Source organism: Paenibacillus sp. P4_E11 (assembly GCF_056401635.1).
On sequence record NZ_JBFUIX010000022.1, the window covers coordinates 39,943 to 53,980 of the forward strand.

Genomic DNA, 14,038 nt, shown 5'->3' on the forward strand with positions numbered 1-14,038 from the left:
CTGCTATGGCATAGGCAGCTAGCCGCGAACGGATGGTGCGGAATCCGTTCAGGAGACGGGCGAATCACACGGAGTCCAAGGGCCGGCACTTCCGATGGACATGCAGGCGATTATATGGTGCTTGGCCATGGACTATCTGGAAGGCGAGGATCATACGATCGACAAGCCGCAGGATTATGAGTTTTGGCAGTTACACCGGCCTGACTTCTGGCCGACGAGCAGACGGAAGCTCCACGCCCAGATGGTAAGATCGGCTACCCAGGTCTGCGGATGCGACCGGATGTGATGGGGACGTCAGATGGGCTCGCGAAGATGCCATACATCCGGGAATCCCGCCGTATACAAGCGGAGTTTACCGTGCTGGAACAACATATCAGTGCGGAGACACGGACTGTGGCAGAGCAGTTTCATGACTCTGTCGGACTCGGTTATTACCGGATCGATCTACATCCGAGTACAGAGAATCGGAACTATATCGATTTCAAGGGGCTGCCGTTCCAATCCCGCTTGGTGCACTGATCCCGGTCAGGATGAACAACCTGATCCCCGCCTGCAAGAACATCGGCACGACACATATCACGAACGGTTGCTATCGGCTTCATCCGGTGGAATGGAACGTCGGTGAGGCTGCGGGAGCGCTTGCTGCCTTCAGCTTGAGCTGCGGGGTAAGTCCGCGGCAGGTGCGGAACGACGCCTCGTTATTGGCGGCGTTCCAACAGCAGCTTATCGATCTGGGTGTCGAGCTTGTATGGCCCAATGGCTCTTAAAAAGGGGGGCGCTGAACGGCCCGAAAAACCGTACGCGGAGTGTGCGGAGAAAGTAACGTCTTGATCGAAAGTAGCTCAAAAGAGGGGCAGGTAGAGGGAGTGGAGAAGCGAAGTGTCCGCCTTTGAAAGATTGTGCTACCCTTTACCCATTCCAATCCAAAGCACAAGATTTCCCCTCTGCCTGCCCCTCCCCATGCGCCAAACTGAAAGCAACGACCAAGGACCCGGCCACTGGCCGGGTTTTTCCTGTTGCAAATTTATACTTGTGAAAAATGAGTTGATAATGAGCAGGGAGACACGTATAATCTCAATTAGTTTTGTGGATCAATAGTTATAGGATGAAATAATGGATTGCTTGAAGGAGATGGGCATTACAAATTGCTAGAATATCAAGAACTGTCCGAGTTCGAGAACATATACCGGCAACTTACGAGGAAGCTCGCATTAGAATGGAACAAGCAGATGGAACAGCCGATCTCAGGTTCCCAATCGTATATATTGGAGAAGTTGAATAACGAAGGACCGCATAAAGTGTCCAGTCTGGCTGAGGCGCTTGGCATAACAGCAGGGGCCGTGACCGGGTTGTCAGATAAGCTGATCGCTTCAGGGCTCGCTGAGCGGAAGAGGTCGGAGGAAGATCGCCGCATTGTCTATCTGAGCATTACAGAACATGGGCGCGAAGTGCTGGAGACGTTTCAGGAGAAACGAACAGTCATACGAAACATCTATTTCAAGGATTTGCCTGATGAAGACATTCGTCATCTGATTCGGATCTTCAAGCAAGTTCTACATAATTCGGAGGAAGGAACGAAGGAGTAAGTCATCCTTCGTTATTCGCTTCCAGCAGTTTCGTCACCCGTTCCAAGAACAGCTCAGGATCGATCGGTTTGGAAATAAAATCACTCACCCCGCCCTTGATTGCTTGTTTCAGGTTGAGTATACTGGAGTCCCCAGTAACGATTAGAACAGGAATCATTGTCGTAAGCGGCGATGTTTTCAAATTTTCCAACGCACTTAATCCGTTCATGCCTGGCAAGTTCAGGTCGACAATAATTAAGTTGTATAGGGCAAGCCCCTGTTTTTGCCTGAAAAATTGTTCGGCATCTTCATACAGATCGACTTGATATTCCTTCAGCTCCAGTATTTGCTTAACTAACCAGCGGAATGGAGGGCTATCGTCGACGACAGCTACTTTACAGTGTAATGGTTTCATCTGAAGTCCTTTCATTACCAAATTTGAACGTACATGGAGGAATCAATCTATGTCGACTCCCGAGTTCGAACTTAAGATGAAGCGTATCATCAAACAGTCCCAACATATGTATTTGACTGACGCGGCTTCCCGTATCGCCATCGTGCAAGGCGCTCTGGAGGAATGGAAGTCAGGTGCGACACGAACGGCGGCTGCAGTCGATATCATACATATGCAAATCCATACAATGAAGGGCGTAGCGCTCACTATCCATTTTGAACCAATGCACGAGATTTGTGAAGCATTAATTAGTCTACTTGAACAACAAGATTTGCAGGAAGCTCAGAAGTTGATCGATCTGCTACCCAGTAAATTGGCGGAATGCCAAGCGATTGTGGAGACATAAGTTGACAATGCATTTATAGGTTCCTTATAATAATTAAGATAAGCAAACAACATGCATAGTACAATACGTAGACGAAATCGAGTAAGCCGCAGTCCTTACACAAGAGAGAAAGCTCCGGTAGCCGCCTTAATATGCGGATGCTGTGGTGAAAGAGCTTTTCGTAAGAAGATCGGCTGAACGCTAATTTCTGAGTGCGGGAATTCCACCCCCAAAAAGTGAAGAGATGCTCTGTGGCTTAATCCGATTACTTTTCGTGGACCCCGATAAAAAATCTGCCGGTTGGGATACCGTTAGCATCCTCTCAAGGCGATTGCTTGCCAGATGACTTCGGTTGTCGCAGGTGATAACCAGGGTGGTACCGCGAGTTGAACTCGTCCCTGTTCTCAGGGGCGGGTTTTTGTGTTTTTACTAATATGAGCAGGAGGCGGAAGACAAATGAAAGCAAGTGAGATTCGTCGCAAATGGTTAGAGTTTTTTGCTAGCAAAGGACATACGATTGAGCCTAGTGCCTCGCTCGTTCCGCACAATGACCCTTCCTTATTGTGGATTAACGCAGGTATGGCACCGCTCAAGCCGTATTTCGACGGAAGTGTGAAGCTGGAAGTTCCACGGATTGCGAATGCGCAGAAGTGTATCCGTACGAATGATATCGAGAATGTGGGCAAAACGCGCCGGCACCAGACTTTCTTCGAAATGCTTGGTAACTTCTCATTCGGTGATTATTTCAAAGAAGAAGCGATCACATGGGCTTGGGAGTTCCTTACGGATAAGCAATGGATCGGGTTCGACCCGGACCTCCTGTCGGTAACTGTGTATCCGGAGGATACAGAAGCGTTCGAGCTATGGAACAAGAAGATTGGACTTCCTGCCGAGCGAATCTACAAGCTGCAAGACAACTTCTGGGAAATTGGTGAGGGTCCTTGCGGTCCTTGTACGGAAATCTTCTATGACCGTGGTGACAAGTATGGTGATCTGAGCGATCCAGAATGCTGGCCAGGCGGAGAGAATGAGCGTTTCCTGGAAGTGTGGAACTTGGTGTTCACGCAATTCAACCAGAACAAAGACGGAAGCTACACCCCGCTGCCAAGCAAAAATATCGATACGGGTGCAGGTCTGGAACGGTTCGCTTCAATTCTGCAGAACGTAGATTCCAACTTCGATACGGATTTGTTCCAACCGATGATTCAGCATACATGCAACCTCGCTGGCATCAAGTACAAGGAGAAGGAAGAGTTCGACGTAGCGCTGAAAGTCATCGCCGACCATATTCGTACAGTCGCGTTCTCCGTCGGTGACGGCGTACTTCCTTCGAACGAAGGTCGTGGCTATGTCATTCGTCGATTGCTCCGTCGTGCCGTTCGATACGGTAAGGTGCTAGGGATGGATAAGCCGTTCCTTCACCAACTGACACCGATCGTCGGCGAGATTATGGGCGTGTATTATCCAGAAGTTGTGGAGAAGCGCGAGTTCATCGAGAAGGTGATCCGCACGGAAGAGGAACGCTTCCACGAGACGCTGTCGGATGGGCTAGCTATTCTCGGCGGAATGATCGCCGAAGCACGCTCAGCCGGGCAAACGGCGATCAGCGGAGCGAATGCCTTCAAGCTATACGACACGTACGGATTCCCACTCGACTTGACGGAGGACTTCGCTGTAGAGAACGAGATGACTGTGGATCGCGAAGGCTTCGAGACTGAGATGGAGGAGCAGCGCAACCGTGCCCGTTCCGCTCGTCAGGAGACAGGCAGCATGAAGGTACAGGGCGGCGCGCTGGCTGATTTCACGGTTAAAAGCGAGTTTGTTGGTTATACTGAATTGGTAACTACTGCTAGTGTAACTGCGATCGTACATGATAATTTATTCGTCGATCTAATCGGTGCTGGAGCGGTATGTCAGATCGTGCTCGATCGTACTCCGTTCTACGCGGAGAGCGGTGGGCAAGTGAGCGATCAAGGCTTCATCCGCGGTGGCGGTTTCGAGGCGAAGGTAGAAAATGTATTCAAAGCCCCTCATGGACAGCACGTTCAGACCGTTACGATTGTGAGCGGGACTGTACGGGTGGGGGAGAACGTAATCGCTGAAGTCACGTCCGCTGGACGTGAAGCGACCGTAAAGAATCATACGGCTACTCATTTGTTGCACAAGGCGCTCAAGGAAATACTGGGCGAGCATGTGAATCAAGCCGGATCACTCGTGGAGCCAGATCGGCTGCGGTTCGACTTCTCGCACTTTGGCAGCATCAGCACGGAAGAGTTGACAGACATCGAACATCGCGTGAATGAACAGATCTGGCGTCAGACACCGGTCGTGATCGAGCAGAAAGCAATTGCCGATGCGAAGGCGATGGGCGCTATGGCGCTGTTCGGTGAGAAGTATGGCGATATCGTACGCGTCGTGCAAGTTGGCGACTACAGCCTGGAGCTATGTGGTGGCTGTCATGTTGGCAATACGACCGAGATCGGCCTGTTCAAGATCGTCAGCGAGAGCGGCATCGGTTCCGGTGTTCGCCGGATCGAAGCCGTAACAGGCCGCGGCGCTTACTTATATATGGAGCAGCAGCTCCAATTGCTCAAGGAAGCAGCCGGCTTGTTGAAGGCCGGCATTGCGGATGTGCCGAAGCGCGTAGAGGGCCTTCAGCAGCAGCTGAAGGAGCTTGGCCGCGAGAACGAATCGCTGCGCGGCAAGCTGAGCGCGGTCGAGGCTGGTTCCTTGACCGACCAGGCGAAGACCGTGGGCGGCGTTACGCTGCTCGCCGCGCAGGTCAATGCGGGCGATATGGATTCGCTTCGCTTGATCGTCGACCAGGCGAAAGCGAAGCTAGGCTCTGCCGTGATCGTGCTCGGCGCTGTTAGCGACGACAAGGTGAACTTGGTGGCGGCGGTCACGCCGGATCTAGTAGCACGCGGCCATCACGCAGGCAAGCTGGTGAAGGAAGCAGCCGCTATATGCGGCGGCGGTGGCGGCGGTCGCCCCGATATGGCGCAAGCCGGCGGGAAAGATCCGTCGAAGTTAACCGAAGCGTTGCTTGCAATCGAGCGTATGCTGGAAAGCCATTAATTTCGTTTGCAGTAGTGTAATGTCAAGTGGTTGTAATTGTGAATTTTTCTGCACTTGACAGGAATTTTACACCGAGCAGAGAATAATACAAATATAGAGGTTATAATGGGTTTAGGAACCGGGGGTGCTTGGCGATGAACCATATGGATAAGACGATGAAATTCGATGTGAAAGCTGAAGGAATAGAGACATCGTCCAAGGAAGTCATATTGACCGTTTATGACGCGCTTCAGGAAAAAGGCTATAATCCGATCAACCAGATTGTGGGCTACTTGCTCTCCGGCGATCCAGCCTTCATTCCGCGACATAACAATGCCCGCAGTATGATTCGCAAGCGGGAGCGGGATGAGTTGATCGAAGAACTGGTTCGCAGTTACCTGCAGCAGCATAAATGATCAGAATCATGGGATTGGACTACGGAGACAAGACGATCGGAGTAGCGGTCAGCGACGAGTTCGGTTGGACGGCGCAGGGCGTGGAGACGATTCGAAGGAAGAAACCCGAGGATGATCTAACTCGACTCGGTGAAATCATACAACAGTATGACGTTACCGAGATCGTAGTCGGGTTACCCAAGAATATGAATGGTACAATTGGTTCAAGAGGCGAAATTTGCATGGCATTTGCCCGCACTTTGGAAGAAACACTACAGTTACCTGTACATCTTTGGGATGAAAGGCTAACAACGGTTTCTGCGCAACGAACCCTGATTGAAGCCGATGTAAGTCGAAAGAAACGCAAGTTGGTTATTGATAAGATGGCCGCTGTGTTGATTTTGCAAGGCTTTTTGGACTACAAATCGAAAAGGTGAGGTGCGCCATGGCGAACGACGACAAAAACTTAGAAGAACCGGAAATCATTTTTATTCCGGATGAAGATGGTAACGAGGAAGAGTTCGAAGTCATTATGAAATTCGAGCTGGATGATTCGGATAAGAAGTACATGATGGTTGTTCCTGTGAACGGGGACGAAGAAACCGACGAAGTATATGCATTCCGCTACGAAGAAGAAGGCGACGATCTGCAGCTCTTCACGATTGAAGATGAAGAAGAGTGGGATATGGTCGAAGAAACGTTCAACACTTTGGTTGCTGAGTTGGAACAAGAGGACAAGGAATAATGAGTGCGAACTCATTTCCAAACGCCGTTGAGGTCCGTGTTCTGAGGGATCTGTACGGGAAAGACATCGTCCTGTTCGATGAACAGGGCGAGTCAACGGTCCATCGCATCATGACCGAATTCGAGCTTGAGTCCCAGATCTATGCCGCCCTGCAATCGGAAGCGCTTCGCAAGGAACACGAGGTAGCTCTGTTCAAGGTAACGGTAAGAGATGGAGAAGAGCCTGAGCTCGAGACGATCGAGGACGATGACGAATGGGAGACGGTTTCCGAGATTGTGGACGACCGGATGTTTCCTTCTAACTGAACGGAACCGTTCCGACATGAAGTGAAGAGTTGACGAACGAGCGGTGCTGAGCCGCTCGTTTTGTAATGTTACAGGGGACTGATACGATGAATAAACGTGTAAAATGGATAGTAGGAACACTCCTCGTACTTCTTCTGCTTGTTGCTGGTGCAGTGGTAGGGGGCGGCTTGTATGTGTCTTCCTCGCTGAAGCCGGTAGAAGCTCGTGACGAGGAAATAGCCTTGACGATTCCGGTCGGTTCCAATTCTTCGCAAATCGCTGATTTGTTGGAGCAGGAAGGGCTCATTCGCGATGCCATGATTTTTACAGTATACTTGAAGTATAAAGGTGAAGGCTCGAAGTTTCAGGCAGGGAACTATGTGTTTCGACCGGGAACTTCCCTGTCTGAAATTATCGCCCGATTGAATCAAGGCGATACGGTGAAAGAGGACATGTTTCGGTTCACGATTCCCGAAGGGTTCACCGTCTTGCAGATCGCAGACAAGCTGAGCGCACAGGGCATCGTCAATCGAGAATCATTCCTGCAAGCCGCTGATGCCAAGTCTGCTTTCTCAGCGGGTCATCCATGGGTCGCACAGTTGAACGAGGAAGCAGCGCTTAAGCACCGGCTAGAAGGGTATATGTTCCCGGAGACGTATGAGATGAAGAAGGGCAGCACGGAGAAGGAAATTATAGACCTGATGCTGCAGGAGATGGATCGTAAGCTGGACACACTGCCTGCCAATTGGCAGGACTCACTCAAGGCGAGCGGATTCACGTTCCATCAGTTGCTTACAGTTGCTTCGCTAGTAGAACGCGAGGTTGTGGTCGATGAGGAACGTGCTCTGGTCGCTGGCGTCATCCTCAATCGACTGAAACAGAATATGAAGTTGCAGATCGACGCAACGGTTCAGTATGTGCTGGACAAGCCGAAGGAACGACTGTTCGAGAAGGATCTCCAGATCCAGAATCCATATAATACGTACTGGATAGCGGGCTTGCCGCCCGGACCCATTGCTAGCCCAAGTCTGAAGTCGATTCAGGCGGTGCTGACCCCGGCTAGCACGGACTTTTTGTTCTATGTCACGAAGAAAGATGGCTCGAGTACGCATTATTTTGCCAAAACGTACGAACAGCATTTGAAAAATATTGAGCTAAGCAATAAGAAGAGGTGATTCGCTTGTCAGGGACGACTTACAAGCCGGAGCTGCTGGCTACAGCTGGCTCCTTAGAGGAATTGATTCGGCTGATCGATGCAGGGGCCGACGCTGTGCAGATTGGAGACCCGCGCTTCGGGATGCGGTTACCCGGTAACTTCCCTCCAGGCGATACGGCGGAAGCGGTTCGCTATGCGCATGTGAAGGGTGCTCGTGTCTATGCCGTCTGCAACAACATTATGGATAACGCCGTGTTGCCGGAGCTTCCCAGCTACTTGAAGTTGCTGCACGAACCAGGCGTGGATGCGGTCACGTTCGGCGATCCGGCTGTGTTGATTGCGATGAAGCAAGCCGGCGTCTCGATCCCGTTACACTGGAACGCCGAGATGACATCCACGAATTATGTGACGGCGAATTATTGGGGAACGAAGGGCGCTTCCCGGGTCATTCTGGCCCGTGAACTGAACATGGAGCAAGTGCTGGAATTCAAGCGTCAAGCCAAACTTGAAGTACAAGTGCAGGTTCATGGGATGACGAACATTTATCATTCCAAGCGGTCACTCGTCAGCAATTACTACGACCATCAGGGTCAGGATCCGACAGATGAGAATCTGGGAGCGGACCGCAAGCTGTTCCTGATCGAAGAAGAGCGTCAAGACGAGCGATACCCGGTCTACGAAGACCGCAACGGAACGCACATCATGAGTTCGGATGATATCTGTATGGTGGAGAGCATTCACGAGCTGCTGGAGGCGGGTATTGATAGTCTGAAGGTTGAGGGAATGCTGAAGTCGGCAGATTACAATGAAGTTGTTGTCCGCTGCTACCGACAAGCGATCGATGCTTATATGGCTAACCCGGCGAATTACTCTTTCGACGAGGCCGCGTGGCTGGATCCGATTCGGGAGCTGCAGCAGCCGGAGCGGGAATTGTCGTTCGGTTTCTTCTACAAAGAACAAGTGTATTAATATAGGTAAGTAGTAGGTAAGGCTAGGCTAAGGCTGTAACAGAGAGGTGAAGAACATGGGAATATGGGTAAAAGAAAAAGATACTGTCGCGGTTAACGGGAAGCGTCGCTTGCCTCCTAAGCCGGAGCTGCTAGCGCCGGGCGGTAGCTTGGAGAAGTTGAAGTTCGCCGTCCGCTATGGGGCAGATGCTGTATATATAGGCGGGCAGAAGTATGGGCTGCGCTCCAGTGCAGACAACTTCACCTTCGAGGAAATGCGTGAAGGGGTCGAGTTCGCCAAGCAGTACGGTGCGAAGGTGTTCGTGGCCGCTAATATTTATGCTCACAATGAGGACATCGAGGGCATCGAAGATTATCTCCGCAACTTGCAGGAGGCTGGCATTGCCGCTATTATCGTGGCTGATCCGGCCATTATCGAGATATGCAAGAAAGCAGCGCCTAAGATAGAGATTCACTTGAGTACCCAGCAGTCGACGATGAATTGGCAAGCTGTGCAGTTCTGGAAGGACGAAGGTGTGCATCGTGTCGTCTTGGCACGGGAAGCGAACATGGAAGAGATCGAAGAGATCAAGCAAAAGGTCGATATCGAGATCGAGACGTTCATTCATGGTGCCATGTGCAGCTCCTATTCGGGCCGCTGCGTGTTATCCAACCACTTCACAGACCGCGATTCGAACCGTGGCGGCTGCTGTCAGTCGTGTCGATGGAAGTACGATCTGTTCGAAGACGGCGGGATGAATGTCGAGACGCTCGTCTCTGAAGAAGCAGCTATGGCAGACGAGACGCTGCGGCGATTCAAGCAAGGCGCCCAGGATGTGGCGTTGTTCCCGAACGAAGATCCGTTCATGATGAGCGCCAAGGACTTGTGTATGATCGAATATGTGCCGCAGATGATCGAATCCGGTGTAGAGAGCTTCAAGATCGAGGGACGGATGAAGAGCATTCACTATGTGGCGACCGTCGTCAATGCTTATCGTCAAGCGATCGATGCCTATTACGAAGATCCAGACAATTATAAGCTGAATCCGGCTTGGGTGGAGGAAATCTACAAAGCGGCTAATCGTCCGTTGAACACCGGTTTCTTCTTCGACGATCCAGATCATGAAGACCACATCTTCGGACCGGAGGACAAGCGGGTCGATTTCGACTTCGCCGGACTCGTGCTGGCGTATGACGAAGCGACCGGCATTGCGACGGTTCAGCAACGTAATCATTTCAAGCCAGGGCAGGAAGTGGAGTTTTTCGGTCCGGGTGGGACGTTCTTCCAGCAGAAGGTTGGGACCTTGTGGGACGAAGCGGGCCAAGAGCTCGATGCTGCCCGACACCCGCTGCAGCCCGTACGCTTCAAGGTGGAACATCCTGTGAAGGAATTCGATATGATGCGTAAGCAGACAGGGAAGAAGAAGTAATGGCGATAGGGTTTCGCGGGTTTTCGCGTCGTGCGTGAATGAAGTGACGTTAATTGACGCGCCGTTAGTGACGTTCATTGAAGTAAGTGAATTGATGTGAAGTAAAGTGATGGGTCCTTTCGTGTGAATAACCTATCCGGCATCCTGCCGGATGGGTTATTTGTTGTAAGGCTAGGTTTGCCCACCCTGTGCTCTGCCTTTGCATTAGTTGTATAACTGGAAATCCTCCTGCTAAATGTGGCGCTAGCCCTGAAATTAGGTATTTACCTGGAAAACATCCTGTTATTATTAGCCAATTTATCAGAAAAGAGCAATTCCCTCGAAAATAGCTAGAGGTTTTCCAGGTAATCTGCGTAGATCGCTTCAAATTCAGAAATTAGCGGGAGGTATTCCAGTTAGCACCTAAAGTGAACAGTACATTTCTCCCATATCCGTGAGGGATGGTCCTTTTTGTTGACGTAGTATAGAGTAGAACCAGACATCCTACGATTCTGAGGTGCTTCGATGGAACTACCGGATTATGAGTTGGTTGAACAACTGAAGAGACGAGATGCTGCCGGGTTGGGGCGGTTGATGGATATGTATGGAGCTCATGTGCTTGGACTCGTCACCAGAATGCTTCATGGGGTTTGCCCGAAGGAAGATATCGAGGAATGTGTAAGTGATGCATTCATAGCAGGGTGGCATAGGATCGAGGAGTATGATTCAGGTAGAGGAACCTTGAAGACGTGGTTGCTTATACTAGCCAAATACAAGGCGCTCGATTACCGCAGGAAACGTACCATTCGACCAGATATGCAAGTACTGGAGGAAGATTCACCCGACCGTGCGAATACAGAACATGCTGTGCTGATGAAGGAAGAGCAAGAAGAGCTCATTCGACTAATCGATTCATTGGATGAACCGGACCGAACGATATTTTACAAGCGTTACTTCTATTACGAGTCACTGGATACGATAGCGGAGAGCTTGGGGTTAACTCGCAAAGCGGTTGAAAGTCGGCTTGGGCGTACGAGGAAACGATTAAAGCAGAGGCTGGACCCGATCACCAAGGAGGAGATGTCGTGAGCATACAGGATGAGAAGCTGGTATTCAAATGGACCGATCAGTTGGATGTCTCCCAAGCCGAGGTAGGGGACATAGAGGTTGGAGGAGTGGAGCGCGATGATGAGCGGCTTGCCTTGATCAAAGCTCGTACTTTCGCTAAGCTTGGCCTTTCAGATACTGGAATTACCATTAGCCAGGTCGAGCGATCTGCTACGTCGAATTCATCGTCTCCTGGTACGCCTGTCGATCTGCACATCCGCCCCGTTAAGCGAAGCAATTGGAAAATGACTTTAGCCGCCTCCATACTCGCTATCGTGTTAATCGCTTCCGTTGCTCTAGTCTCCCCAGAGGTGCGGGCCCAAGTGCGAAAAGTGATTCAGTTTATTCCGGGCTTCGCAACTGTGCAACAATTCGGTGATGATCATGTCCGCTATGTGCTGCCCACCTCGATTGTGAAGATGTTCGGAGAGGGCCGACTTGAGATTAGGGGCATCCAGATCGGCGACAAACTATCCCAGATTTCGATAACGGGTAGTCGAGTTCCATCCTTCAAGTCATTGGAATTGGTGAACGATAAGGGGGATCGGTATGCGTTCGGGTTCAGTACGCTGCAATATGCGAGAGAATGGATGGGAGGTTACTATTACAGAGGGCCGATTCGGATAACGGATGGGATGGAGTTGGTGATCCCGGACGTTGCCGAGCGAATACCGGTTACCCTTGAGCATGCAGGCCAGGCAGACCGTATTGAGGACCTTGGCAGCACGGCGATTATGGAAGGAATCAGCTTAACGGCTGTAACTGCACCCGTTGAGGGGGAACGAGTCAAGGTGACGCTTATTTCCCAATTGCCACCCGACTCGCGGTTGGAAACATATGGATTCGGTCCGTACGACTATATGGATCAGCCTAGATTGACATCCGAGTCCGGTCAAGAGCTTACGATTCATCGGGATGCAGCTTATCCGGGAAAGAACGAGTTCTATTATGATCCTATAGCTGAGCAGCAAGCGGTCAAACTGAATATACCTAGCATGCTGCTAGATATACAAATGAAGAAGCCCTTGGTGATTCGTGTACCAATTCCTGCTGATGGGCAGCTCGATGTTCACAAGCAGGTATCGATTCTGGGCTTCCCTGTGGACATTGTGAAGACGGAACGAGTAAGACAGAACCAGAACGGATTGCCTGTCGATAATGTTCGCGTATATTTCGATCCTCGTTATGATGTGGCTGCTGCTCAATCGTTGTTAATGTTTAATGTGGAGATTAACGGGATAAACGGTGGTTATGAGACGAAGTTTGACGAGGCTACCGGTGCGATCGAATTCATGGAATTCCCGATCCAGCCAGAGAATAAGAAGCAGTACTCGTTTACGGTAAAAGAAGGGCAAGTGCTGTACCGGGGTCCTTGGCAGCTGGAGTGGGCAAGTCCTGCAGCCTCACTGGCCGGCAAGTAATTGTAGTCCTAATCTCACGCTGCTATGGTCATGATTCGCTGTCAGGTACAGGGCTTAAGCTTTTGTACGCGGCGTTTCAAACTCGCAAGGAAGTTCGAATAGCTTATGCTCATTGAGAAATGGCTGGGCTATGGATCGCGGCAGGACTCCATAGCCCGCTCCCTGGAGCAGCAAAGTAAGCATGATCGTGGAGTGATCGGTTTGGAAACTGCGGCCCCCACTCAATATGACATTATTTTGGTGAAAGGATTGATGATATGGCTCACGAGGTAGTGATTGAACAACTGGACACTATAGGAGAACATGGGGATGAGCTTGCGGAGCTACTGATTCGGGTAGTGGATGAGGGGGCGTCGATTGGCTTCCTGCCGCCGCTCAGCTTAGCAGATTCGATGAACTACTGGGAGTCGGTACCAAGCTCTGAAGTGGTGCTACTCGTTGCTCGGATCAACAATCTGATCGTCGGCAGTGCTCAGCTACATCTGTGTATGAAGCCTAACGGTAGTCACAGAGCCGAGATCGCCAAGGTCATGACTCACCCTGATTATCGACGGAACGGTATTGGTCGTGCTTTGATGCTACAGGCTGAACAAGCAGCCAAGCAGGCGGGAAGGTCATTACTAGTTCTCGATACAAGAGAAGGTGACCCTTCCAATCAGCTGTATGCCTCACTTGGCTATGTTCAGGCTGGACGCATTCCTAATTATGCGAAATCTGCCGATGGTTCATTAAGTGCAAAGATCTTCTACTATAAAATGTTGGAAAAAGGGATTGTAGATTAAAAGGAAATAAAGGTCGATCAGTTGAATAAATATAGGGGTTGTCGAGGTGGAAAAAGACCTTAATCGTAATTGTCCTCGTTGTTTCGGATTTTCTGCTCAATGATGAGCTCGGCTTCCGTCTCGAAGTTCAAGTGCAGCGGCTCAGGCAGCGAATGCATCATCTCTGCGACTAAGGGGAGTGCGAGAAAAACCTCTAAAGTTTGCGGTCTTGGATCTAATGACTGGAACCATTCTCTAACTTCATCGATGAACTTGTAGAATGAAGACTCGAATTCATTGGCGGTCGCTTCTGCTTCATCATGTTGCGCTCCCGACAAGGATTTCCAGTTGTTTAGAGTGGTATGTAAGGATTGCATCATTTTTGTAGTATTCACACGTTGGCCTCCGAACG

At 50.6% G+C, this 14,038-nt stretch carries 16 protein-coding genes and 1 pseudogene; 15 read left to right on the plus strand and 2 right to left on the minus strand.

Annotated elements, in window-relative coordinates; translation table 11 throughout:
• Positions 1 to 34 precede the first annotated feature (34 nt).
• Both AC1DWB_RS11260 and AC1DWB_RS11265 read left to right on the plus strand, forming a co-directional pair.
• Positions 35 to 767: pseudogene (locus AC1DWB_RS11260) on the plus strand (FAD-dependent oxidoreductase); the annotation flags it as partial.
• Positions 768 to 1,145: 378 nt separating this feature from the next.
• Positions 1,146 to 1,586: a MarR family winged helix-turn-helix transcriptional regulator gene (locus tag AC1DWB_RS11265; RefSeq protein WP_477541154.1), complete on the plus strand. Its 441-nt coding sequence runs from the start codon at positions 1,146 to 1,148 to the stop codon at positions 1,584 to 1,586.
• Between the two features lies 1 nt (position 1,587).
• Here the strand turns inward: AC1DWB_RS11265 and AC1DWB_RS11270 are convergent, their stop codons facing one another.
• Positions 1,588 to 1,980 (minus strand): response regulator, encoded by a 393-nt coding sequence (locus AC1DWB_RS11270; RefSeq protein ID WP_477541155.1) that lies wholly within the window; start codon positions 1,978 to 1,980, stop codon positions 1,588 to 1,590.
• 49 nt (positions 1,981 to 2,029) lie between these two features.
• On the opposite strand from AC1DWB_RS11270, the gene AC1DWB_RS11275 reads away from it, so the two are divergent.
• From AC1DWB_RS11275 to AC1DWB_RS11335, 13 genes are all read left to right on the plus strand, one after another.
• Positions 2,030 to 2,365 carry an Hpt domain-containing protein gene (locus AC1DWB_RS11275; RefSeq protein WP_477541156.1) on the plus strand — a complete coding sequence of 112 codons (336 nt, stop codon included), beginning with the start codon at positions 2,030 to 2,032 and terminating at the stop codon, positions 2,363 to 2,365.
• Positions 2,366 to 2,800: 435 nt separating this feature from the next.
• Positions 2,801 to 5,422, plus strand: a complete 2,622-nt coding sequence (alaS, locus tag AC1DWB_RS11280; RefSeq protein WP_477541157.1) for an alanine--tRNA ligase — start codon at positions 2,801 to 2,803, stop codon at positions 5,420 to 5,422.
• Positions 5,423 to 5,556: 134 nt separating this feature from the next.
• Positions 5,557 to 5,817, plus strand: a complete 261-nt coding sequence (locus AC1DWB_RS11285) for an IreB family regulatory phosphoprotein (RefSeq protein WP_477541158.1) — start codon at positions 5,557 to 5,559, stop codon at positions 5,815 to 5,817.
• The gene (gene ruvX / locus AC1DWB_RS11290) at positions 5,814 to 6,233 is read left to right on the plus strand and encodes a Holliday junction resolvase RuvX (RefSeq protein WP_477541159.1); all 420 of its coding nucleotides are present in this window, start codon (positions 5,814 to 5,816) and stop codon (positions 6,231 to 6,233) included. Before AC1DWB_RS11285 ends, ruvX begins: the two co-directional genes overlap by 4 nt.
• Before the next feature lie 8 nt (positions 6,234 to 6,241).
• The gene (locus AC1DWB_RS11295; protein WP_477541160.1) at positions 6,242 to 6,541 is read left to right on the plus strand and encodes a DUF1292 domain-containing protein; all 300 of its coding nucleotides are present in this window, start codon (positions 6,242 to 6,244) and stop codon (positions 6,539 to 6,541) included.
• Positions 6,541 to 6,846, plus strand: coding sequence for a DUF1292 domain-containing protein (locus AC1DWB_RS11300; protein ID WP_477541161.1), 306 nt, complete (start codon positions 6,541 to 6,543; stop codon positions 6,844 to 6,846). Before AC1DWB_RS11295 ends, AC1DWB_RS11300 begins: the two co-directional genes overlap by 1 nt.
• Before the next feature lie 86 nt (positions 6,847 to 6,932).
• Positions 6,933 to 8,000, plus strand: a complete 1,068-nt coding sequence (gene mltG, locus AC1DWB_RS11305; protein ID WP_477541162.1) for an endolytic transglycosylase MltG — start codon at positions 6,933 to 6,935, stop codon at positions 7,998 to 8,000.
• Positions 8,001 to 8,005: 5 nt separating this feature from the next.
• On the plus strand, positions 8,006 to 8,950 hold the full coding sequence (locus tag AC1DWB_RS11310) for a peptidase U32 family protein (protein ID WP_477541163.1): 945 nt from the start codon (positions 8,006 to 8,008) through the stop codon (positions 8,948 to 8,950).
• A 55-nt stretch (positions 8,951 to 9,005) separates the two neighbouring features.
• The gene (locus tag AC1DWB_RS11315; protein ID WP_477541164.1) at positions 9,006 to 10,358 is read left to right on the plus strand and encodes a peptidase U32 family protein; all 1,353 of its coding nucleotides are present in this window, start codon (positions 9,006 to 9,008) and stop codon (positions 10,356 to 10,358) included.
• Positions 10,359 to 10,862: 504 nt separating this feature from the next.
• Entirely contained in the window at positions 10,863 to 11,426 is a 564-nt protein-coding gene (locus tag AC1DWB_RS11320) for a sigma-70 family RNA polymerase sigma factor (RefSeq protein WP_477541165.1), read from the plus strand.
• Positions 11,423 to 12,865, plus strand: coding sequence for a hypothetical protein (locus tag AC1DWB_RS11325; protein ID WP_477541166.1), 1,443 nt, complete (start codon positions 11,423 to 11,425; stop codon positions 12,863 to 12,865). Before AC1DWB_RS11320 ends, AC1DWB_RS11325 begins: the two co-directional genes overlap by 4 nt.
• 105 nt (positions 12,866 to 12,970) lie before the next feature.
• A complete protein-coding gene (locus tag AC1DWB_RS11330; RefSeq protein WP_477541167.1) occupies positions 12,971 to 13,138 on the plus strand; it encodes a hypothetical protein in 168 nt (55 codons plus the stop codon).
• Entirely contained in the window at positions 13,123 to 13,647 is a 525-nt protein-coding gene (locus AC1DWB_RS11335; RefSeq protein WP_477541168.1) for an N-acetyltransferase family protein, read from the plus strand. Before AC1DWB_RS11330 ends, AC1DWB_RS11335 begins: the two co-directional genes overlap by 16 nt.
• A 59-nt stretch (positions 13,648 to 13,706) precedes the next feature.
• Here AC1DWB_RS11335 and AC1DWB_RS11340 read toward each other — a convergent pair whose 3' ends face one another.
• On the minus strand, positions 13,707 to 14,021 hold the full coding sequence (locus AC1DWB_RS11340) for a hypothetical protein (RefSeq protein ID WP_477541169.1): 315 nt from the start codon (positions 14,019 to 14,021) through the stop codon (positions 13,707 to 13,709).
• Positions 14,022 to 14,038 lie beyond the last annotated feature (17 nt).